The organism is Enterobacter sichuanensis, assembly GCF_009036245.1.
Taxonomy (GTDB): domain Bacteria; phylum Pseudomonadota; class Gammaproteobacteria; order Enterobacterales; family Enterobacteriaceae; genus Enterobacter; species Enterobacter sichuanensis.
On the sequence record NZ_CP027986.1, the window covers coordinates 2,526,642 to 2,548,705 of the forward strand.

Below are 22,064 nucleotides of genomic sequence, written 5' to 3' on the forward strand. Positions count from 1 at the left end.
GTTAATTACTCCGTTTTATTTTCTGGGACGCCATCATCCTGCGATGGCGCCGGGTTTTTGCCGGGTATCTGACAGGCACTGGCCTGCGGTACCAGACTGATTTCGACACGGCGGTTAAGGGCACGCCCATGTGCCGTGTCGTTAGAGGCGACAGGACGGCTTTCGCCATAGCCCTGCACCGCAAAACAGCTTTCCGGCACGTCGCCGGTATCACGCATCCAGTTGCGCACGGACTCCGCACGCTTCAGCGACAGCGCCTGGTTGACCTGTTCATCGCCGGTACTGTCGGTGTGGCCCGCCACCACAATCAGCCAGCCAGGCTTCGCTTTGATGCCCACGAGGGAGTTCACCAACAGCTTCGTCGAGCCAGGTTTAAGGTCGTATCTGCCAGTATCGAACAGCGACATGCTGTCGAGGCGTACAGTCTCCGGTCCCTGGACAATCTTTTTGATAACCGGGGGCGGTGGCGCCCAATTGTTGATGGCAGCCTCTAAAGGAGGCACCAGACGCAGCCCCTGATACAGCCCGAGGCGGTAACGCAGGGGTTCACCCCGACGCAGCCAGTCGTCCAGCAGTGCGCCATCGGCCCGCAGCCGCTGCTGTGCCCGCAGTTTCGGCGCCACCGGTGTACCGGTGAGGTGGTGGTACAGGGCAAGATGGTCACCGACATTACGGATCAGACGCTGGTTGTTCATCCAGGACGCCAGCATGGCCAGCGCGAGAAAAATCCCGCCAAGTAATCCGACGTAACGCCAGAACACCATCCGGCGGCTGACGCCCCGACGGCGCGGCAGCCCCGACAACAGCCATTCAGGCAACGGCAAAGGCTCACCACACTCAGCCGCATCCGGCGGCAGGGCGGTAACGGAGGCAATGTGCTGTTGCCAGAGATTACCGGCAACACTGTTCACCGGCACCATACACAGCCCCTGTACACAGGGTTTCAGGACCGGTAGTTCCCCCTGACGCACCGACAGCAAACTGGTGACAGCGCGGTCCAGCCAGGCGAGCCCACTGTCAAGCCACAACCCCAGGCTCAGGCGGGAAAGTCGCTCACCCGCAGCCGTTTCGCGGATCCAGTCTGCCAGCGACAGATTACCCAGCCCCGGCTGATATACCTGAATACCGGCCCGTTGCCTTCCCGTGATAAACCAGACGGGCTCTGTGCCTGCGCAGGCTGCTGGGGGTGATATCCAGGCCACACTCCACAGAGGGGGGATCGTGCCGAATGCCGCACGGCACTGTACGACAGCACGCTGCCAGCCCCGCAGGGACTGGGTAAAATCATCACAAGAGGTGTGATGCTCAGGTACCACCGCCAGCATGACGGAGATTTGCGACACCAGTGCCGGGCGCACCAGACTCAGGTGCTGCGCAAACAAGGGCAACTGCTCTGCATTCTTCACGCGCAGATACCAGCCCTGACGGGTCTCACGGTACGGTGTACCCTCAGCGAAAAGCGCGCGGTTATCGCCACACGTCAGAATGACTGCGCCCTGAAAATCTTCCGGGGGCAGACTCTCGTCCGCAATGTCCCTGCACGCCTGCGCCTGCATCCGGGATGTCCAGTGCTGACACCACAGCATCCCCCCGCACACCAGAATGACCAGCAGGCTGAGCGCCACGCGACTCCCGGCCGACAGCGGCCAGAAGCCGAGGACAAGCCACAGCGCCAGTACGCCCGCCAGCACGGTTAACAGACTCCGGTAAACATCACGCATGGCTTACCCCGGCCTGATCGTCTGGCTCACCAGTTCGGTGAGGGAGGAAGAGAGGACGAACCACAGTGCCGCCAGAGCCGCTGCACCGATAATCCAGGACAACCAGTACAGCCGGCGGCCACTGCGCAGGCGGGATGCCATGACGACAACCGGCGCATCCTGCGAAAGCGCAAAGGCAGGCACCCGCTCGCCCAGCGCACGTACCACGTCTTCACGGTGCTCATCATCCTGCGCCCGGTACTGGCCAACAAACCCCAGCTGCAGGGTGCGGTACATGCAGGTCAGCACCGCTGTGTCCGGTGCAGGCTCTTTCAACAGGTTGCGGATACGCTCCCACAGCTCCTCACCCGCATTCAGGGTACCGAAGAAACGGGCCTGAAGCGGGTCCCGGCGCCAGGTCAGATAACCCTCATCGGTCGTTCCCCTGTTCATTACGCTTTCATCAAGCAGGGCGCACAGGGCATACAGCATATGATCGCGGCTGAGATCACTGAAACCGGCGTCCGTCAGTGCACTGCGGGCCTCCTGAACCAGACTGCAGGCCCGGCGATAGAGTCCCTCCCCGTCCCGGACTTCCTGTCCACCCCGTAACTGGCTGGCCATCAGCCAGCCCGGGTAGAAAATACGTTCTGTCTGACTGAGACTGGATGTATTCATGTGCGCAGCACCGCAAAGAGTTCAAGTTTCACATCCCCCAGCGAGCGCGGGGTGTAGAAGGTACAGCTTTCCGCTTCCAGCATCGCCCTCGCCGCATCGGTACTCAGGTCCAGAGAGAAGTACTGGTTTTCAAGGCGCAGAGGGATCGCCGCCGGAACATGGCTGAGTGGTTTGATAACCATGCCGCTCAGCGCCACGTTCACCACATCCGAGACATCCTCAAAACTGCCGGCTTTACACAGCTGCGGGAATTTCGTCTGCAGTTCGTGGTTCGGCATGGAAGCGCGTACGGAGAGGTAGAAGTCGGCCCCTTCGCGCAGGCGGGCATCATGCAGCGGGCCTTTCCAGATCTGATCGACATGCTCCAGTTGAATACTGATAACCCGGGAGGGAAGACTGGCTTCCAGCAGTTTATCCAGCAGCGTCAGTAATGGCGGGAATACACGTTCAGGCGCATCATGCCGGTAAACGGGAATGTCCCCGGCATCGTGCTCAAGTGAAAACGTCAGCAGGCTGCCCGCAAGACGGGTCAGCTCGCGGTAGATCAACTCAGGGTGACGTCCCGGGGTCTGCAGCAGTTCGGTCAGCACAGGCTCGGCGCTGTTCAGGGCATTGAGCAGCCAGAACAGGGAAACATCGGCCACAGCAAAATCCGCCAGACGCTCGTTGCTTTCACGCCGCATCGCCATCAGACGCTTGCGTCGTGCCTGCAGGCGAACCAGCAAATCGCCCAGTTCGGTCACAAGCACCGGGCTTGCCGCAACCGAGAACATCGGCGGGATAAAGGACAGATCACGGCTCCACTGCCCCTTCACATTAGGCACCAGACGAGCCACCGGACAGGTCAGGTAAGCACTGTTTTCCTGCGTGGACAGGCGCAGCGTGATGGCATGACGCAGCACGGCCAGTTCACCACTTTCATGCCCGGCAAGCTCCTGCACCACCACGCGCTCGGCTTTCCAGCGGCGCGGGCGTTCGCTGTCCTGCCCGTTATCCAGATTTCCGCCATTCGCGCTCAGCAGCGGCAGTGCCGCCACGACATCAACGGCTTCACTGCCGTTTGCAGCGGATAAATCACAGACCGGAGGAAGGTTATCTGCCAGCTCAGTATCAACAATCGTGCCGTCCTGAAAACGAACCACCAGACGGGTGGCATTCAGGCGCGAGAGTGCGAGCGCCGCATCATCAAATTCTGCCGCAACCACACCCCAGGGGTGGGAAATCCCCATCCCGGCAACGGTGTCGGCAATATATGCGTTCCAGCGGGCCTGCTGCTGGAACTGTTGCGGGGCCAGAACGGCCCCATCCTCCCACAGTGGACGATAAATTTTCATCCCTGCCGCCTTATGCTTTAGCCTTCGGCATCCGGGAAACCAGCGACAGGTTGACGTCCATCCCTTCCACCTGGAAGTGCGGCACGGCGTACAGCTTCACGCGGAAGAAGCCCGGGTTGTCTTCGATGTCTTCCACCACCACTTTTGCGTCACGCAACGGGTGTGAGGCCTGCAGTTCGTCGCCCGGATCGGTCATTTCCGTCACCAGAGTGCGTACCCAGGTGTTGAGCTCAAGCTCCAGCAGACGACGGTCTTTGGTGGTCCCGATGTTTTCGCGCTGGATAAGCTTCAGGTAGTGCGCGATACGCGACAGCAGGAAGATATACGGCAGGCGCGCGTTGATACGGCTGTTGGCGGTCGCATCAGCCGTGTCGTACAGCGCGGGCTTCTGGGCGGAGTTCGCCGAGAAGAAGCACGCGTAGTCACGGTTCTTGTAGTACGACAGCGGGATAAAGCCGAGATTCGCAAACTCAAACTCGCGGGTTTCCGGGATCATCACCTCCGACGGGATTTTTACCTGATTGCCGGTACCAAGGTCGTACAGGTGGATCGGCAGATCCTGAACCGCACCACCCGCCTGCGGGCCACGAATTTGCACGCACCAGCCGTTGTTAATGAAGCTCTTCACCATGTTGGCCGCAAAGGCGAACGAGGCGTTGGTCCACAGGTATTTGTCGTGGTCAGGGCCTTTGACCTGCTCAACGTAGTTGAAGCTGCGTACCGGGACGGTGTCAGGTCCGTACGGCAGGCGCCCAAGCACGCGCGGCATCACCAGACCGAGATAGCGGGAGTCATCCGTCTCGCGGAAGCTTTTCCATTTGATGTACTCGGCGCGGTCAAAGTAGTTGCCGATGTCTTTGATGGCTGCCACTTCTTCCATTGAGGACTTCATAAAGAACGCCGGACCCGCGGAGCCAATAAACGGCATGTGGGCAGCCGCAGACACTTTTGAAATATTGCGCATCAGCGCCACGTCCTGCGCAGACGCATCAAACTCATACGCGGAAATCACCGCAGCAATCGGTTCGCCGCCGGGCGTGTCGTACTCCATCGTGTACGTCTGACGGTACAGGCCACTCTGGATAATCTCCGGCGAGTCCTCGAAATCCTGACGCAGTTCGTCTTTGGAAAGGTCCAGAATCTCGATTTTTACGTTCTGACGAAAATCCGTCTTATCCACCAGCGACTTAAGACCGCGCCATACGGATTCAACTTTCTGGAATTCATCGCTGTGCATCACTTCATCAAGCTGGCGGCTAATCTGGAAATCCAGTTCCGCGATGTGGTGATCCAGTAATGTTTTATCCAGCTTCTCAACTTTCTGGCCAGACTTCTGCAGGCACTGCATGAAGACCTGGACGGCTGCCGTAACGCGCGCATCAGCGGACGTTTCCGCCATTATGGTATTGTCTTCAAAACCATTCAGGTCACCAATTTCAGCAACCGGCGTTAAATTAATTTTGTTGAACAGGGACGCATAAACGCCATTATGTGGCAGCGTCTTTTCAATTGTCGCGCCGCCTGTCTGACTCTGGAATTCATTATTGACTGACATAAGCATTTTACTCGTTATTGTTCCGTTAACATGTTCCGGTAATTAACCCTGGACCGGGGCAAGCGCGTTCAGTTCGCGGCGCAGTTCATCAGTGAGCGCCGGGTCCTTTAAAATAGTTTCCAGTTCTTTCCTGAAAGTGACGTTATCCAGAAGATTGGATTTCAAATCCCGCAGTAAATTACGCATGGCGAGCATTGCACGAAGCTGTGGAATTTGGCGTACCACCGCTTCCGGCTCAAAATCTTTCATATTCTGAAAAGCCAGCTTCACGTTTTCTTCAGAGCCATCGTTCGCCAGGGTATTTTTAACGGCGATATTCACTTCGGGATGAAGATCAGCGAGAACGCTGTTGAAGTTATTTTTATTGATGTTGATTTTTTCGCGTTCTGAAAGGGTCCCTTCCGCCCTGCCATTGCTGTAATCGCCGACACTCAGCAGCTTCAGCGGCAGCTCAACTTTCTTCCGGGCACCACCCGTGACCAAATCCAGTTTTATATTTACGCGTGCGCGGGGTATCTCGTTCTGAAATGATTCAGACATGGTTATTTATCTCCTGAATAAATTAATCCCTTGCCGGGTTGAATATCGCCACATAAATGCAGGGGCGTTTTATTTTAACCAGTAACTTTCGTTGAGACAAAACGGCTAATATAAAAATTAATTTCAGTACAACTTACTGTACATTTAAACCTGAATTAACTACCGCGCCCGGATGGACATGAGCGCCAAACCGACAGACCACTCGGCCAACCTGCAATAAAATGGCTACAAATTAAGACTTATCCCGGATGATATTACAGGATAGTGCTTAATACTGAAAAGCCCTGGAAATGTCCGACAGTGGACTTATGAATAAAACTCGGGATAACCAGAGAGACTATTTAATATATCTGGTGTATCAGATTTAAGACAATCATCCACTGGATGCATGGAATGTATATTCAGGAAACGCCATTCAGCGCAATATCAGAAAAGTGATACTTCTGCTGTGGCGGGAAATGGTCAGAAGGAGAAACTGGCGCGACAAACCGCGCCAGTTCAGGGTTTAGTGATGGTAATCTGCCGTTAGCCAGAGGTCAGTACACATCAGTGCTTCTCAATATACATCGTCCGGCTGTACGCCACGTCTTCCGGGTTATTAATCGGATATCCTTTCACCCACGGCTTGATAAGACGACCATTGGTGTACTGGTAGATGGGTGCGATAGGCGCCTTCTCCATGAGGATTTTCTCCGCCATGTTGTAGTCGGTATTACGCGCTTTCGCCGTGGTTTCCAGCGTCGCCTGCTGGATCGTCTTATCGTAAGCCGGATCGTTGAAACGCGAGATATTGCCGCTGTGGGTTGAGGTCAACAGAGACAAGAAGGTAGAGGGCTCATTGTAATCCCCCACCCATGACGCGCGGATCACATCAAAATTGCCGGTATTGCGGCTGTCGATATAGGTTTTCCACTCCTGGTTTTGCAGTTTGACATCCACGCCAAGGTTTTTCTTCCACATGGACGCCACCGCGATGGCGATTTTCTGATGGTTTTCCGAGGTGTTGTAAAGCAAGTTCAGCTTCAGTGGGCGCTGAGGACCGTAACCTGCGGCCTGCAGCAAGGTTTTCGCCTGCGCATTCAGCTCCTGCTGCGACATTTGTTCAAACGGTGAAGGCTCAGGCGTAAAGCCCGCCGTCACGTCAGGGGTGAAATGCCAGGCTGGCTTCTCGCCGGTCCCCAAAACCTTTTCCGCCATCAGGCGGCGATCGATAGTCATACTCAGCGCAAGACGGACTCGGGCATCGGCCGTCGGGCCCTTTTGCGTGTTAAACGCATAGTAATAAGTTCCGAGCTGCGGTGGCGTATAAACTTGTCCCGGAATGTCCTTCAGGAGCTTCTGATACATGTTTTTCGGGAACGACTCGGTAATATCGATATCCCCGGCCAGGTAGCGTTTCGTGGCCGCGGATTCCTGATTAATTGGAATGAACGTAACTTTTTGCAGGACAGTTTTGGCGTTGTCCCAGTAGTGGGTATTCGGCACGACAACCAGTTTTTCATTCACCACGCGATCGTTCAGGACGTATGCGCCATTCCCGACCAGCGCGCCCGGGCGCGTCCACTCTTTACCACTTTCAACGTTCGCTTTTTGCACCGGATAGAAGGCAAAGTTTGCCGTCAGGTTGCTAAACCACGGCAGCGGTTTATCCAGCTGAACGCGTAACGTTCGGGCATCCACTGCCGTCACGCCCAGGGTATCAGGCGCCGCTTTGCCGTCAATTATCGCCTGCGCGTTGCTGATCCCCGCCAGGGCCGCAAACCAGGCAAACGGAGAAGTTGTTTTTGGATCGACCAGACGCTGCCAGCTGTAGACAAAATCCTGTGCGGTGACAGGCGAACCGTCAGACCATTTCGCATTATCGCGCAAGGTGAACGTCCAGATACGGTTATCGTTGCTCTGCCAGCGCGTCGCCACGCCCGGGGTCAGTTCCCCTTTCTCGTTCTGATTCACCAGGCCTTCGAACAGATCGCGAATCACCTGAATCTCTGGCAACCCAACCGCTTTTGCCGGATCGAGCGAAGCCGGTTCGTCTTTAATGTGTCTGACCAGCTCCTGTTTTTGCGCCAGTACCGTGCCCTGTGGCACATCAGCAGCGTACGAGAGTGTAGAAAGTCCGCACAGGCACAGTGCGGTGAAAAGACACGAAACAGGATGCTTCATAAGATCCCCTTTAATAAAGGCAGGTAACAAGCAGATGCGTAATTATTTGTTTCGACAATAAGAAATGCAAATACCTTCGTCAGGAATAGTGATTTAAGGCAATTCTCAGCCGTTGCGGAAACTATTTGATTAACCGCGGGTTTTGCACAACACTGCCAGTAGAGACTTCTTTATCAGGATTTCGTATGGCAACCACCCGACCACGAGCGGAACGAGGCGCCTTTCCGCCGGGCGCAGAGCAATATGGCCGCTCATTCTTAGGCGCATCGCTGATCTGGTTCCCCGCCCCCAATGCCGATCGCGACAGCGGATTGATCATTGCCGGCACGCACGGGGATGAAAACTCATCCATTGTCACGCTCTCATGTGCACTGCGAACGCTGACCCCTTCTTTACGACGTCATCACGTGATCCTTGCCGTGAACCCTGATGGCTGCCAGCTTGGATTGCGGGCGAATGCGAGGGGCGTCGATCTGAACCGTAATTTTCCGGCGGCAAACTGGCGTGCCGGGGAAACCGTTTATCGCTGGAACAGTACCGCCGAGGAGCGGGATGTGGTGTTACTGACGGGGGACAAACCGGGCTCGGAGCCAGAAACGCAAGCGTTGTGCCAGCTTATCCATAAGATCCAACCCGCCTGGGTTGTCTCCTTTCACGATCCGCTGGCCTGTATTGAAGATCCGCGCCACTCCAGCCTGGGCGAGTGGCTGGCACAGGCGTTCGCCCTGCCACTCGTCTCCAGCGTGGGCTATGAAACACCCGGTTCATTCGGTAGCTGGTGCGCCGATTTGAGCTTGCCCTGCATCACCGCAGAATTCCCGGCGATCTCCTCCGACGAAGCCAGCGAAAAATACCTAAAAGCCATGATGCAACTGCTGTGCTGGCAGCCTCAGAGATGAAGCACGCCGCTGGTAAAATGGAGCGCCGGTGAGACGTCAACAGCGAGCCATGTCGGGCCATCCAGATCGGCAAAACGCACCTGCGTGGCCAGCGGCAGCGCCGCGCTAATCGCCCGGGAGGTGCAGAGCATACAGCCAAGCATCAATCCGAAGCCCTGCGCCCGGGCTTCTGCCGCCAGTGCCAGCGCTTCTGTCAGCCCACCGGTCTTGTCGAGTTTAATGTTGACCATGTCGTAGCGGCCTTTAAGCTCGCGCAAATTCTCGCGGGTATGGCAGCTTTCATCCGCACAAACTGGCAGCGGATGGATAAAATTCTTCAGTGCGGCATCATCCTTCGCCGGCAGTGGTTGCTCCAGCATGGCCACGCCCAGGTCAGCCAGCAGCTGGCATCGTGCCGCAAGTCCTTCGGGATGCCATGACTCGTTGGCATCAACAATCAGCGTGGCTGCGGGAACCGCCGAACGAATGGCGACCATTCTCTCGCTAATCAGACGATCGTCGAGCTTCACTTTTAACAGCGTGGCCCCGGCGTCAAAAAGCGCTTTTGCGCTGGCTGCCATCTGTTCCGGCTCACCAATAACCACCGTTTGCGCGGTAATGACGGATGTCGGTAATGCCACACCCAGCAAAGACGGCAGCGATTTTTGCCGCGTTGCGGCTTCGAGATTCCATAGCGCACAATCAATGGCGTTGCGCGCCGCACCGGCGGGTAAACGCGCCTGTAATGCCTCACGCGTGAGCCCTTTTTGCAGATCAGGGACCAGTGTCATGATCTGTGCCATCACGGATGCCAGACTTTCCCCATAGCGCGGGTAAGGCGTACATTCCCCGACACCTTTAACCCCCTCTTCTTCAATTTCAACCACCACCACGCTGGCTTCACTTCTACTGCCGCGTGAAATTACGAACGGGGAATGCAATGGCCAGGCTTCTTCATAGACCTTAACGCTTCTCATCACTGACTCCTTGCGGCCCGTAAAGGCGAAAAAATTGGTTTGCCGTGTTATCCGCTGATGGCATACACTAGCCCCGACGTTAACTATATGTAAACAGGAAGATATCTATGTCACAACTCGTTCATTTCCAGGGCAACCCGGTTGCTGTAGCAGGTTCCATTCCGCAGGCTGGCAGCAAAGCGCAGGCTTTTACTCTGGTGGCTAAAGATCTGTCTGACGTCACACTGGCTCAGTTTGCGGGTAAACGCAAAGTGCTGAACATTTTCCCAAGCATTGATACCGGTGTCTGTGCCGCATCCGTGCGTAAATTCAACCAGCTGGCGACTGAAATGGACAACACCGTTGTGCTGTGCATTTCCGCTGACCTGCCGTTTGCCCAGTCTCGTTTCTGCGGTGCTGAAGGTCTGAGCAACGTCATTACCCTCTCCACGCTGCGCAGCGCGGATTTCCTGCAGAACTACGGCGTCAGCATCGCGGAAGGCCCACTGAAAGGTCTGGCTGCACGTGCTGTACTGGTTCTTGATGAAAACGACACTGTTGTCTTTAGCGAACTGGTTAACGAAATCACCACCGAGCCGGATTACACTGCCGCGCTGGACGTGCTGAAAGCATAATAAGTCCTTAGTATTCTATACAACGTATTCTCAACCTCGCCACGGCGGGGTTTTTTATTTATTTTTTAGCTGAATCGTTAAAGCTAATCTTGTCGCACTTCACATTATTAGTGCAAAAATATTTTGTAAATTCATCATTTAGCGATTAACCCCACATAAAATTTGTTCTGTTATGACCTTTTCTTCCGCAGTGAGACACATCACATTTCCCTTTTCGGCAAAACATTAGATTTGCTTACGAAATCAAATAATCGTTTCAGCAAAAAGGGACAAATATGAAGATAAAACTGGCTTTAACGCTTCTTGCGGTACTGGTTTCAGGTCATGCCGCGGCGAAAACCTGGGTGCTGACAAGCGCTGAAAGCAGCGTAGAAAAAGGAAACTGGAAGATTTCCAGCAATGAGCTGAACGTTAAAAATCAAACGTTCAGCATCGAGCAAAAAGTCTTGCATGGCGGTAAGCAGGAAGGCAGCAAAGTTATCATTATTAGCAGCAAAGATGGCCTGACCATCGCCTTAAGCCCGACGCGTGGCATGAACCTTCTTCATGTTGAAGGCTTTGGTACCCGACTGGGGTGGAACTCCCCCGTCAAAGAGGTGGTGAACCCGGCTTATATCAATCTGGAGAGTCGCAACGGTCTCGGCTGGCTGGAAGGATTCAATGAGATGATGGTCCGCTGTGGCTATGAGTGGACAGGCCATCCAGTGACGGCTGACGGTCAGATTTATACGCTGCACGGCAAGGCAGGAAATACGCCAGCATCACAGGTTGAGGTGGAAATCGCGGATGCTGCACCGCATGAAATTCGCGTCAGGGGGTTGATCAAAGAGAGCACCTTCAAAAAAGCGGATCTGCAAACCCTGACCGAACTGCGTTACGTGCCGGGCACCAACCAGTTTAGCCTGCATGATGTACTGACCAACCATGCCGATTATCCTCACGACTATCAGATCATCTATCACAGCAACTTCGGTACGCCTGTCCTCGAGGAAGGCGCACGTTTCCTTGCCCCGGCAGCCAGCGTGAGCCCATTCAATGACTACGCCAAAGCGGGTGTTAACAACTGGCAAACCTATGCAGGGCCGACAAAAGACTTTGATGAGATGGTCTTTAACATCAAACCACTTGCGGATAATAACCATAAAACGCTCGCGGCCGTGGTCAATAAAGCCGGAGATAAAGGCGCGTCAATACAGTTTGATACCCGCCAGCTCCCCGTACTGACCTTATGGAAAAATACCGATACGCTGAAACAGGGTTACGTCACGGGGATTGAGCCGGGGACCAGCTACGCCTACCCCGTTACCATTGAACGCGAGCAGAAGCGGGTTAAGCAGCTGCAGCCTGGCGCCAGCGCGCAGTTTGATCTGACTTATACCCTGCTTCACAGCCCGCAGCAGGTGAAAGAGGTCGAAAACAGGATTGCGTCGATTCAGGGAGAGACAAAGGTCTCTATCGACTCGACACCGTTAGCGAAAGAATAAGACCAAAAAGCCGTAACACCACTGTTACGGCTTTGAATTAAGTAATAATCTCATTATACTTAATAAGTAATATTACTTTCCACTTTTCATCATATCTTCAGTTATGGTCAAGCTTGACATAATAGAATGAACGTTCGCATTTTTATTTCCACCATCTGCAACTGCTAGTATTATCTTATCTCCGACATGAAGATCATTGAGATAGTCACTAATCATATAAGAAGATTTACTCAAATTAAATGTACATTGTGTATATCCAGATGCACCTCCTGCAAGCGCAGCACGGTAAAATGAGCAACGATAATCGCGAGTAACATCATCTTTTTTCGTATTTTTACGATCGATGTAAAAATTGACATATTGACTGCTCAGCATAAAATTAGTACTGGTTTTGACAGTATAATTTATCCTTGGCGTTGTTCCAGTTGGAGGTGTAGGGATATCGTATGATGTTGACGCTACATTTTTTGCTGTTCCTGTCATGAAGTCATCAATAACAAATGTATAGGTCATTACTTTATTATTGTTGTCATCCCTGATGTTAATTACATTTCCAGCAACCATCCCTATATTAGTTGGTATTTTTACCAAAGAATAACCATTACCCTGATCGGTGATCGTTGCGTTACCTTTTGGGGCATTGAAACCATACGAATTAATCGTTTTTTCCTCAGTGTCTTTATCCCACTGAGATGTGACTGTAAACGCTGACTGTGACAAGCTAGCTGTATTTTGCAGCCACTGAACCTTCGGATAGATAGAGGATTTATCCATACTGATGTCTTTAATTTCCGTATCAACAGACGCTTCAGTGTGCGTAAATGGTGCGAACACGTCACTGAAGGCATACTGCGGTGCCTGCGATTCAGTCAGGCCACTGTGTTCCGGAGAAACCTGTCCGGCAACGCCTGGCTGGTCACGCATCATCGACCACATGCCGATCATGCCCAGATCGCGGGCTTTGGCATCCTCCATCACCAGCCTGGCATCAGAGAGATAGAACACTTCCCCCTGAACATCGTTGTAGCCGTTCATCGGCGTCACGCCCATCATCGCGTTAATGTCAGCGTCACTCTTATCGGTAAAGATTTGCTTCAGCTGGCTGAACAGGTTTTCAATTGCGGATGTGGCGCACTTACCGTGAATGTTCTGGCCTTCGGTACCATCAGACTGGCAAATGCTGTTGCCGTAGTCCATTGCCATCACGTTGACACCGGCCAGTTCAACACCTTTGGCTTTCGCATCTTCCAGTACGTACAGCCCTTCCGCCGTCAGACCTGTCGGCAGAATCGGCAGGGTATACCAGATCCCCACGCTACGCCCCTCGGCTTTCCACTGGGACTGTACGGCCTTGACCGCTTCGTTGCGGCGGTTAATGGAATCATGATCGGCAACCCAGGTGCCTTCGATATCGAAATCCAGTACGTTCAGGTTCAGATTTTCAACGATGTCGTAATAGTGTTTCTGCAGATCGGATACGTTCTTACAGGATGCCGCCAGCGGTGAGTTGTTGGCGCCGCCAATGGACACCATCACGTCGCCGCCCGCTTCACGCAAGGCTTTAATTTTACTGTATTGTGCATAGTCATTGATGTTGTATGCCGTTCCCCACGTTGGCAAACAAGTATCGGCATCCTTAGCTACGACAAATGCCATGGTGAAATGGGTGACCTTCTGGTTTTTCGCCAGGCTTGCCAGGTCAGGCAGCGAGTTCAGCGTATAGTCGACATACGGCGCATACACATGTGCTGGCCACGGCGCAGAAGGTGTACCCACCATCGCTTTGGTGCCAGACCAGTCAATATACACTGACCATGGGTTAGTATCGGACGGGGAAACTTTCTGCACTTTTGCCTGGGAAACGTAATTGCCGCCGTTATAGCGAATTAATGTCCCGCTGTCATAAAGCGTCGAGGCATTAAATTGAGGCGCATTATTTAATTGTTCTGTCGTGTAGCTTACGACCTGCCCCAGTGGCTTCCAGGGACGACCGTTGGTGCCGGTAGGGTTTTGGTTGGCCGGGTTAGACGGGTCATCACCGACGGTATAGAACAAGGCCTCATATTCCTGTCCGCCCTTCTGAACTTTGTCGCCTTTATTATATGTCGTTGCTGCTGACCACTGCGGCACTTCAGCGTACAACTCCCACGGGTTACCTTCACCCGGCTTAAAGCCATACGGACTTTGTGCCGCTGACGTTTTCCATGTTGCGCCGTTATAACTGACGACATCATTGGCGTTATAGCTGTTTGCGCTGTTGTATTCAGGGTAGCTGACGTCACCACCGCTGGTCTCGCAGGTTGTGGGGTTGCCATACTGGCTTATTTCTGCGCTCGTCGCGGCACGTTCATATTTCCACGGATTAGTGTCGGTCTCATTCCCCGGACAGTCAGTTTTTGCTACCCACCATGCATTCGTATAGACACCGCTGTTGTAAATAACATCATAAGGCCCGGCTCCCTCCTGACCGCTCCAGGCCTCAACAGCCAATACTGGGGCAGTTACGCATAGCGCACCCATGCCAATTATTGTCCTGGCAAATATATTTAATTTCATAATCATCCCTTATATATCAATCACATTATTAAATCGCGACTCACTGTAAGGGCATAAAAGAGTGCTGCAAAATAAAAGCCGGAAAAACGACCTTTAATTAAGAATAAAACCCACTGGTCAGAGCGGGTTTTATTCACAGACAAAATATCACTAAGAAAACATATCAATCAGATGAAATTAAAGAGTGCCAACCCGGTGAAGAGTTGGCATAAAGAATTAATCGTCACCCTTCTTATTGTTCAGGCCATATTCACGTAATTTATTTGCAATCGCGGTATGTGAGACGCCAAGACGTTTTGCCAGTTTGCGGGTACTGGGATAACTGCGATAAAGCTGTGTCAATACCGAACGTTCAAAGCGGCTGGTAATTTCATCCAGTGAGCCTTCCATTGCCTCTTCACCCACTGACACCGTTCCGGCGTCGTAATCCGGCAGCAGGATATCCTGCGGACGCAGTTCATAGCCTTCCAGCTGCGTCAGCGCCCGATAAACGGCGTTTTTGAGCTGACGAATATTTCCCGGCCAGCCGTAGCGCATCAACACTGTACCGAGGTCGGAAGAGAGCTTCGGCCGCGGAACCCCCTGCTCGTCGGCGAAACGGGCCACAAACAGCTCGGTCAACGGCATGATGTCCTGCGGACAATCGCGCAGCGGGGGAATATTCAGCGTCAGGACATTGAGACGGTAATAGAGATCTTCGCGGAAGATCCCCTTTTGCACAAGTTCGACCAGGTTTTTCTGGGTGGCACAGATGACGCGTACGTCCACATGCACTTCGTGATCTTCGCCGACGCGGCGGAACGTGCCGTCGTTCAGGAAACGCAGCAGTTTGGCCTGCATACGAGGCGACATCTCACCGATCTCATCCAGCAGCACGGAACCGCCGTTAGCCTGCTCGAAGAAGCCTTTCTTCCCTTCCGGCGCATGACCAAACAGCTCGCTTTCAACGGCATCTTCCGGGATAGAGGCACAGTTCAGCGCCAGATACGGTTTTGCCGCACGCGGGCTCGCCAGGTGCACAGCGTGCGCCAGCAGATCTTTCCCGGTACCGGTATCGCCGGTAATCAGCAGCGGTGCGGTCAGGCTTGCGAGCTTGCGCGCCTGGTCAACCACATGGCGCATTTTCGGGCTGACGGCAATAATCTGGCTGAAGGCACCGACATCCTGACTGGAGAGGTTTTGCAACTGACGGCCCATGCGTAACGTCGATCGCAGCATGATCACCGCTCCGGTTAACACACGTGCATTCCCTTCCCCTTTCAGGTAAACCGGCGTGATCTCCATCAGGAAGTTCTGCCCGTTAATCACCACATGCTCGCTGTGCGTGTTCTGCGGATTACTGTCCAGCCAGCGCTGGAAGTTGAAGCCGGGGATCAGCTGTGCGGCGTTATGATTGCTGAGCTTCTCCTGACTCTGGGCGAAAAGCTGGCAGCTCGCGTGGTTAACGCGTTCAACTTTACTTTTCAAATCCAGGGAGAGGAACGGCTCCGGCATCGCTTCCAGTAGCGCGCTCAGTGCAAGGTGTTCACGCTCGGATGGCATCCAGGGAATGGTGCGTACATCCGTAACGCCAGCGATACGGCGGATTTCAGCCATCAGACTGCTGAATGTATTAAATTCAATTTCGGCAAAATTGAGGTAAATTCGCCCGACAGGATCGATCTCAATGCCACGTAAATCAATGCTACGTAAAACAAGAAGATCGAGTAATTCGCGGGTCAGACCGAGACGGTCTTCACAGAAGACTTCAAGACGCATGGGAAATTCACCGTTTTAAGCCAATAACATTAAAATGATATGTCAGAACACGGGGAACCGGAAGATGGCTGTCAAGAAATATTGACAGCCCGCACGCTTAGTGAACAAAACCTCACGGAGCCGGTTTTTTATTGAGCGTCTCTTTGAGCTGGCCGATCAACTCACGCCTGAAATCGCCCAGCCGGGGCTTATCGCCGTCAATCCACGGGAGCGGACGGCAGACTTCCATCGCTTTAATACCCAGGCGCGCCGTCAGGATGCCTGCGCCGATGCCCTGGGCTGCGCGAGCTGAAAGACGCGCTGCAAGATCCTGCGACATCCAGTCCATGCCCACTTCGCGGACCAGTTCACTCGCCCCGGCAAAGGCGATATTGAGCAGGACCAGCTTAAACAGTCTGATCCGACTATAGTAACCCAGCTCTATGCCGTAAAGGTTCGCGATACGGTTGATCAGGCGCAGGTTACGCCAGGCGATAAAAGCCATATCAACCAGCGCCAGCGGGCTGACGGCAATCATCAGCGTGGATTCCGCCGCAGAGCGGCTGATTTCACGCCGCGCCTGAGCGTCCAGCACCGGCTGAACCATATGGGAATAGAGCGTCACCACTTCCCGATCGTTCTGGGTTTCGTGAATGGCGGCATACCAGCGCTGGAGTGCCGGGTGAGACTGATCGATTCCAGCCTGGCTGGCCAGCTTTTCACAGAACACGCGGCCTTTACCGGTGCCGTGACTGTGCAGCAGATCCCGGGCCTCATCACGCTCGTGCGCACGCTGTCGCAGACGCCAGAGCCGACGCCACTCGGTGGCAACCGATCCAACGCCCGCCCCGACAATCAGCGCGCCCGCGGCACACCCGCCGAGCGCAACCCAATCCTGGGTTTGCCAGGCATTCATCGTCCACTGTACACCCTGCCCGATCACGCTTACGCCAAACAGCGTCAGACCCGCGGTCACCATTTTACGCCACAGGCTGCGTTTCGGACGCAACGCGGCTTCCACGGCCGCCTCCGCAGGTCCTTCCTCAACGCCCGGCGGCTCCGCGAGCGCCGGGGCAAAATTATCTGCCTGCGCGCCGCTGAATGTCTGCGCCGTTTTAAACGCCTCCTGCTGCGTCTGCTCAAGCGTTCCGGTAAAGTCTATGCGCGGTTTTAACGGTTCCGTCATCGCAATTTATCTCCAATCAAAAACTCCAGCGCCGCATCCAGACGGATGTGGGGCAACGGCGTGTCGACGCTCATGGTCTGAGGGCGGAAGGCTTCAAACTGGAAGCCCTGGCTCTGCCAGAAGGCCTGGCCCGGCAGGCGCGCGGGCACTTCGCCCGGATAGACAGTAAGCGGTTCGCCGTCGCTGAGACGATTCCCGCGTAAGGCCGGAATTTTCTCGCCGTTGAGGTCAATCAACCCGCTTTGCGTCGCCTGCACGGACGCAAGCCCCAGGCAATCCATGCTGATACCTTCAAACGCAGCGTTTTGCCAGGCATCCTGCACCAGTTGCTGCAGCAGCGATACCATATTGGCATGCTGATCGACCGTCACGTGATCGGCTTTAGTCGCCGCAAACAGCAGCTTGTCGATCACCGGTGAGAAAAGACGGCGAAATAACGTCCGCTGCCCGTAGTGAAAACTTTGCATTAGCTGCGTCAGCGCGAGGCGCATATCGTTGAAGGCCTGCGGCCCGCTGTTAAGCGGCTGCAGACAATCCACCAGCACAATCTGACGGTCGAAGCGTAAAAAATGGTTTTTATAGAAACCCTTGACCACTTTCTCACAGTAGTAATTGTAACGTTCCCGCAGCATACCTGCGTTGGTGTGCTTGTCGGCCTGCGCCAGCTTCGCCTCTCCGGTACCGTCCACATCCGGCCACGGGAAGAACTGCAGCGCAGGTGCCCCTGCTAAATCCCCCGGCAGGACAAACCGCCCTGGCTGAATAAAGTGCAACCCTTCCTGCTTACACTGATGCAGATACGCTGTCCAGGCCTCAGCAATAGCCGCCAGACGGTTTTCATCTGCTGGCGCAAGCGGATCCAGACCTTGACACAACTGTCGCCATTTGGCCGACCACCCGGCGCGCGGGCCTTGCAACAAGCCCGTCATCTGCCGGGACCAGGTGAGGTAATCCTGCGCCAGCATCGGCAAGTCGAGCAGCCATTCGCCGGGGTAATCGACGATTTCGAGGTACAGCGTGGAGGTGTCCTTAAAGTGGCGCATCAGGGATTCATTCGAGCGGAAACGCAGCGCAAGGCGAATTTCACTGACTCCTCGTGTCGGCGTCGGCCAGCTGGGCGGATCGCCGTAGAGCTGCGCCAGCCCTTCGTCATAGGTAAACCGGGGAATACCAAAATCGCGTTGCGGAACACGCTTAACGCCCAGCAGACGCTCTTCCCGAACCGCGCCAAGCAACGGCAGGCGCGCGCCAGCGTGCAGATTCAGGAGCTGGTTTACCATCGCGGTGATAAACGCCGTCTTACCACTGCGGCTTAGCCCGGTCACCGCCAGACGCAGATGACGGTCAACGCCGCGGTTGACCAGTGAATTGAGTTCATTTTTTAGTCGCTTCATCGCCATCCTTCGTTGCCCGGAAGCCATAAATACCTTGCTTCAGAATACAATAGATGGGGGCAGATCGTTGATTATCAATTCTTATTTATTGCTATTGCCGTTTTCTCTCCAGTAAGATGAACGGTATTGCTGTCAGTCCTGAGTGAGTAAGGTGTATGTCACCCACCATCTATGATATCGCACGGGTTGCGGGCGTATCGAAATCAACCGTTTCCCGCGTTCTGAATAAACAAACCAATATTTCTCCCGAAGCGCGGGACAAAGTGCTGAAGGCGATTGACGAATTAAATTATCAGCCCAATAAACTGGCCCGTGCCCTGACCTCTTCAGGTTTCGACGCCATTATGGTTATTTCTACCCGCTCAACCAAAACCACCGCCGGTAACCCTTTTTTCTCCGATATCCTTCACGCGATTACGGCAAAAGCCGAAGAAGAAGGTTTTGACGTCATTTTGCAAACGTCAAAAAGCAGTGAAGACGACCTGCTGAAATGCGTGAATAAAATAAAACAGAAGATGATCAAAGGGATCATTATGCTGAGCTCACCCGCTAATGAATCCTTTTTTACCACGCTGGATGCCTATGGCGTCCCGGTTGTGGTGATTGGCAAAGTGGAAGGGGATTATCAGAATATCTATTCCGTCGATACGGATAATTTTCATGACAGCGCCATGCTGACGGAAGCGTTTATTAAGAATGGTCGCCGCCACATTGCCTGTTTGCATGCGCCACTTGATTATCACGTGTCGATTGATCGACTTGCAGGGTATAAAGCCAGTCTGGAGAAGCACAATATTGCGATCAACCCGGACTGGATCATGGATGGCGGTTACACCCATGAGAGCGCGCTAACGGCGGCGCTTGAATTGCTGTCCTTACCCACGCCACCTGATGCCGTTTTTGCCACCGACAGCATGAAGTTGCTGAGCCTCTATCGCGCGGCGGATGAGTTAAACCTGATGATCCCGGAGCAGGTGGTGATAGCCGGATACAGCGACCCGATGCTGTCGCTTATTTTAACGCCCGCGCCTGGTGGCTTTGATATTCCCACCCGCAAACTCGGTGAAGAGAGTTGCGATCTTCTCTTCAGGCGAATTGCCGGTCGTCCCGCCCCACAGAAAGTGCTTGTCGATACCCATTTTTTGCTGGCCGCCTCCCTGCGCTAACACCAGGGGCTGGCTACCCCTGGCGTGCTGTCGGTCAGAACGCGTAGTTTACGCCAACCCCCGCATAGTGGAAGCGGTCGCTTTCTCCCTCATCGTGGTTTTCCCACTCATAAGCGTATTCCAGCGTCATGGACAAACCATTATTAAAGTCATACGCGTAGAGCATACCGAGTCGGTTGAAATCATGTCCTTCACGCTCAGGATCGTCCTGCCAGTCCCAGTTTGACCAGCGATCGAGCCCCAGGCGGGTATACGGCGTGAGCATGGTCTGGCCTAATGAAATGGGCAGATAGGCACGAATTTCCTGCGTGGAAAATTCGCCGTTATTACGAGAACCGTCCATATTAAAACCACGCTCTAAATAGTAATTCACTTTTGCCGCAAAGGTTTCGTTAAGGGTCCAGGTAAAGCCGGTTTCTGTTTCAACCCGGCTGTCAGCATAGCCGGTTTTTTCCAGATCGTTGGCAAACTGATACATGGCAAACCAGCCGCCAAAACGCCAGTCGTCGGTTAATTTAATATCCCAGTCAGGCTGGATTTTATAGCGCTGCATATTCGCGCTACCGTCTTTCGCCCCGTGCTCGTCTTTGAAGTGGTAGCCGTAATTACGGAAACCACCGGTCAGGCCGAGGGTAAAATCATCGGTTCCGATAAAACGATAACGTAATTCAAATTCCGGGCGATCAAAATAGGTGCCGCGGGTCATACTGCTGTAATCAACCGGCCCCTCCTGATACATGGCCAGCGAAATTGTCCATGCGTCCCAGGTGGCATTAAACCAAACAGACGGTTCATATAAGCCGTCTTTATCCTCGCCCTGCCCTTCGACGTTTTCAATTTCATACATCGCGCCAATATTAAATTCCCACTGCGTCGCTTTTTCAGTTGCCTGCGCACAGCTAACCCCTGCGCACAGAACGAGCGCAGCACTTCTCAGTAGAGTACTCATGTAATATTCCCTTTATAATTAACAAACAAAAAAACCGGAAACGTCAATTTCCGGCAAACACTTTTTTATCTAATAGCCGCTTCGGTTTCCGCGTCGAAGAAATGGCACTTATTCATATCGAACTGAATACCGATATTATCCCCTGCGGCATAATCATTCGCGGCTCCTGCGCGGACAACCAGCTCATGTCCGCCGACGGTGGCATAGAGCATAAATTCCGCGCCAGTGAGTTCAGCCACGCTGACTTTCGCCGCTATGTCGTCATCACGGTTCTGCAGGGTCAGGATATCTTCCGGGCGGATGCCAAACACCACCGCTTTACGCTGATATCCCGCGTGATTCAGAGCCGCAAGCATCTCCTGCGGGATTTCCAGGCGCAGGGTTTCCGTGACGAAATAACGATCGTCTAACGCGCCGCGAATAAAATTCATGGCAGGCGAGCCAATGAAACCTGCAACAAACATATTCGCCGGTTCGTTATAAACCTGCTTTGGTGCCCCCACCTGCTGAATAATGCCGTCCTTCAGGATGACGATGCGGGTGGCCATCGTCATCGCTTCCGTCTGATCGTGGGTCACGTAAATCATCGTGGTGTTGAGCTTCTGATGCAGCTTGCTGATTTCTGCTCGCATCTGCACGCGAAGCTTGGCATCGAGGTTGGATAACGGCTCATCCATCAGGAAGACACCCGCTTCACGCACAATCGCCCTGCCTAACGCCACGCGCTGGCGCTGTCCTCCCGACAATGCGCCTGGTTTACGCTTCAGGTATTCACGCAATCCCAATATTTGAGCCGCCCAGTTAACCCGTTCCTCAATGATCGCCGGGGCGATTTTTTGCATTTTCAGGCCAAACGCCATGTTGTCGTAGACCGTCATATGCGGATACAGCGCATAGTTCTGGAAAACCATGGCAATATCGCGGGATTTGGCCGGCACGTCGTTCATGCAAACGCCATCAATTACCAGTTCCCCGGCAGAGATCTCTTCCAGTCCCGCAATCATGCGCAGCGTCGTCGACTTGCCACAACCTGACGGACCGACGAAAACGATAAACTCTTTGTCCTCTATGTCGAGATTGAAATCCTTTACCACATGAACCTGGTTATCATAGATTTTCTGGATATGTTTCAGAGACAATTGCGCCATTGTTA

Annotated in this window: 17 protein-coding genes; 4 read left to right on the forward strand and 13 right to left on the reverse strand. The window is 53.8% G+C overall.

All coding sequences use genetic code 11. From position 1 onward, the window contains the following. Nucleotides 1–5: 5 nt before the first annotated feature. The 6 genes from C1N69_RS12150 to C1N69_RS12175 form a co-directional block, all read right to left on the reverse strand. Nucleotides 6–1,721 carry an OmpA family protein gene (locus C1N69_RS12150; protein WP_167514965.1) on the reverse strand — a complete coding sequence of 572 codons (1,716 nt, stop codon included), beginning with the start codon at nucleotides 1,719–1,721 and terminating at the stop codon, nucleotides 6–8. A 3-nt stretch (nucleotides 1,722–1,724) separates the two neighbouring features. Beyond that, entirely contained in the window at nucleotides 1,725–2,378 is a 654-nt protein-coding gene (gene tssL, locus C1N69_RS12155; protein WP_155031281.1) for a type VI secretion system protein TssL, short form, read from the reverse strand. Further along, nucleotides 2,375–3,712: a type VI secretion system baseplate subunit TssK gene (gene tssK / locus C1N69_RS12160; RefSeq protein WP_095451200.1), complete on the reverse strand. Its 1,338-nt coding sequence runs from the start codon at nucleotides 3,710–3,712 to the stop codon at nucleotides 2,375–2,377. The genes tssL and tssK overlap by 4 nt, the downstream gene beginning before the upstream one ends. 10 nt (nucleotides 3,713–3,722) lie before the next feature. After that, complete coding sequence (tssC, locus tag C1N69_RS12165; protein WP_155031282.1) at nucleotides 3,723–5,273, reverse strand: type VI secretion system contractile sheath large subunit; 1,551 nt, start codon at nucleotides 5,271–5,273, stop codon at nucleotides 3,723–3,725. A 36-nt stretch (nucleotides 5,274–5,309) separates the two neighbouring features. Beyond that, complete coding sequence (gene tssB / locus C1N69_RS12170; RefSeq protein ID WP_155031283.1) at nucleotides 5,310–5,807, reverse strand: type VI secretion system contractile sheath small subunit; 498 nt, start codon at nucleotides 5,805–5,807, stop codon at nucleotides 5,310–5,312. A gap of 546 nt (nucleotides 5,808–6,353) precedes the next feature. After that, nucleotides 6,354–7,970: a peptide ABC transporter substrate-binding protein gene (locus C1N69_RS12175; RefSeq protein WP_155031284.1), complete on the reverse strand. Its 1,617-nt coding sequence runs from the start codon at nucleotides 7,968–7,970 to the stop codon at nucleotides 6,354–6,356. Between the two features lie 185 nt (nucleotides 7,971–8,155). Between C1N69_RS12175 and mpaA the strand changes: the two genes are divergently transcribed. Continuing rightward, complete coding sequence (gene mpaA / locus C1N69_RS12180) at nucleotides 8,156–8,869, forward strand: murein tripeptide amidase MpaA (RefSeq protein ID WP_025756632.1); 714 nt, start codon at nucleotides 8,156–8,158, stop codon at nucleotides 8,867–8,869. Here the strand turns inward: mpaA and ycjG are convergent. Next, nucleotides 8,860–9,825: an L-Ala-D/L-Glu epimerase gene (ycjG, locus tag C1N69_RS12185; RefSeq protein ID WP_155031285.1), complete on the reverse strand. Its 966-nt coding sequence runs from the start codon at nucleotides 9,823–9,825 to the stop codon at nucleotides 8,860–8,862. The genes mpaA and ycjG overlap by 10 nt on opposite strands. A 107-nt stretch (nucleotides 9,826–9,932) precedes the next feature. Here ycjG and tpx point away from each other — a divergent pair, with 107 nt between their 5' ends. Together tpx and C1N69_RS12195 are read left to right on the forward strand one after the other, a co-directional pair. After that, on the forward strand, nucleotides 9,933–10,439 hold the full coding sequence (gene tpx / locus C1N69_RS12190) for a thiol peroxidase (protein WP_059387102.1): 507 nt from the start codon (nucleotides 9,933–9,935) through the stop codon (nucleotides 10,437–10,439). A 275-nt stretch (nucleotides 10,440–10,714) separates the two neighbouring features. After that, entirely contained in the window at nucleotides 10,715–11,923 is a 1,209-nt protein-coding gene (locus tag C1N69_RS12195; RefSeq protein ID WP_155031286.1) for an aldose 1-epimerase family protein, read from the forward strand. A gap of 72 nt (nucleotides 11,924–11,995) precedes the next feature. On the opposite strand, the gene C1N69_RS12200 is transcribed toward C1N69_RS12195, so the two are convergent. The 4 genes from C1N69_RS12200 to C1N69_RS12215 form a co-directional block, all read right to left on the reverse strand. After that, complete coding sequence (locus C1N69_RS12200; RefSeq protein ID WP_179958043.1) at nucleotides 11,996–14,479, reverse strand: glycosyl hydrolase family 18 protein; 2,484 nt, start codon at nucleotides 14,477–14,479, stop codon at nucleotides 11,996–11,998. Between the two features lie 216 nt (nucleotides 14,480–14,695). After that, nucleotides 14,696–16,237 (reverse strand): transcriptional regulator TyrR, encoded by a 1,542-nt coding sequence (gene tyrR / locus C1N69_RS12205; RefSeq protein WP_047958797.1) that lies wholly within the window; start codon nucleotides 16,235–16,237, stop codon nucleotides 14,696–14,698. Between the two features lie 112 nt (nucleotides 16,238–16,349). Further along, nucleotides 16,350–17,402 (reverse strand): YcjF family protein, encoded by a 1,053-nt coding sequence (locus tag C1N69_RS12210; protein ID WP_155031287.1) that lies wholly within the window; start codon nucleotides 17,400–17,402, stop codon nucleotides 16,350–16,352. Continuing rightward, complete coding sequence (locus C1N69_RS12215) at nucleotides 17,399–18,796, reverse strand: YcjX family GTP-binding protein (protein ID WP_059387098.1); 1,398 nt, start codon at nucleotides 18,794–18,796, stop codon at nucleotides 17,399–17,401. The genes C1N69_RS12210 and C1N69_RS12215 overlap by 4 nt, the downstream gene beginning before the upstream one ends. A 155-nt stretch (nucleotides 18,797–18,951) precedes the next feature. On the opposite strand from C1N69_RS12215, the gene C1N69_RS12220 reads away from it, so the two are divergent. Further along, nucleotides 18,952–19,962, forward strand: coding sequence for a LacI family DNA-binding transcriptional regulator (locus tag C1N69_RS12220; protein WP_155031288.1), 1,011 nt, complete (start codon nucleotides 18,952–18,954; stop codon nucleotides 19,960–19,962). A 34-nt stretch (nucleotides 19,963–19,996) separates the two neighbouring features. Here the strand turns inward: C1N69_RS12220 and C1N69_RS12225 are convergent, their stop codons facing one another. Both C1N69_RS12225 and C1N69_RS12230 read right to left on the reverse strand, forming a co-directional pair. Beyond that, complete coding sequence (locus C1N69_RS12225; protein WP_155031289.1) at nucleotides 19,997–20,911, reverse strand: OmpG family monomeric porin; 915 nt, start codon at nucleotides 20,909–20,911, stop codon at nucleotides 19,997–19,999. A 65-nt stretch (nucleotides 20,912–20,976) separates the two neighbouring features. Beyond that, nucleotides 20,977–22,059, reverse strand: a complete 1,083-nt coding sequence (locus tag C1N69_RS12230) for an ABC transporter ATP-binding protein (protein WP_095440507.1) — start codon at nucleotides 22,057–22,059, stop codon at nucleotides 20,977–20,979. Nucleotides 22,060–22,064: the final 5 nt, after the last annotated feature.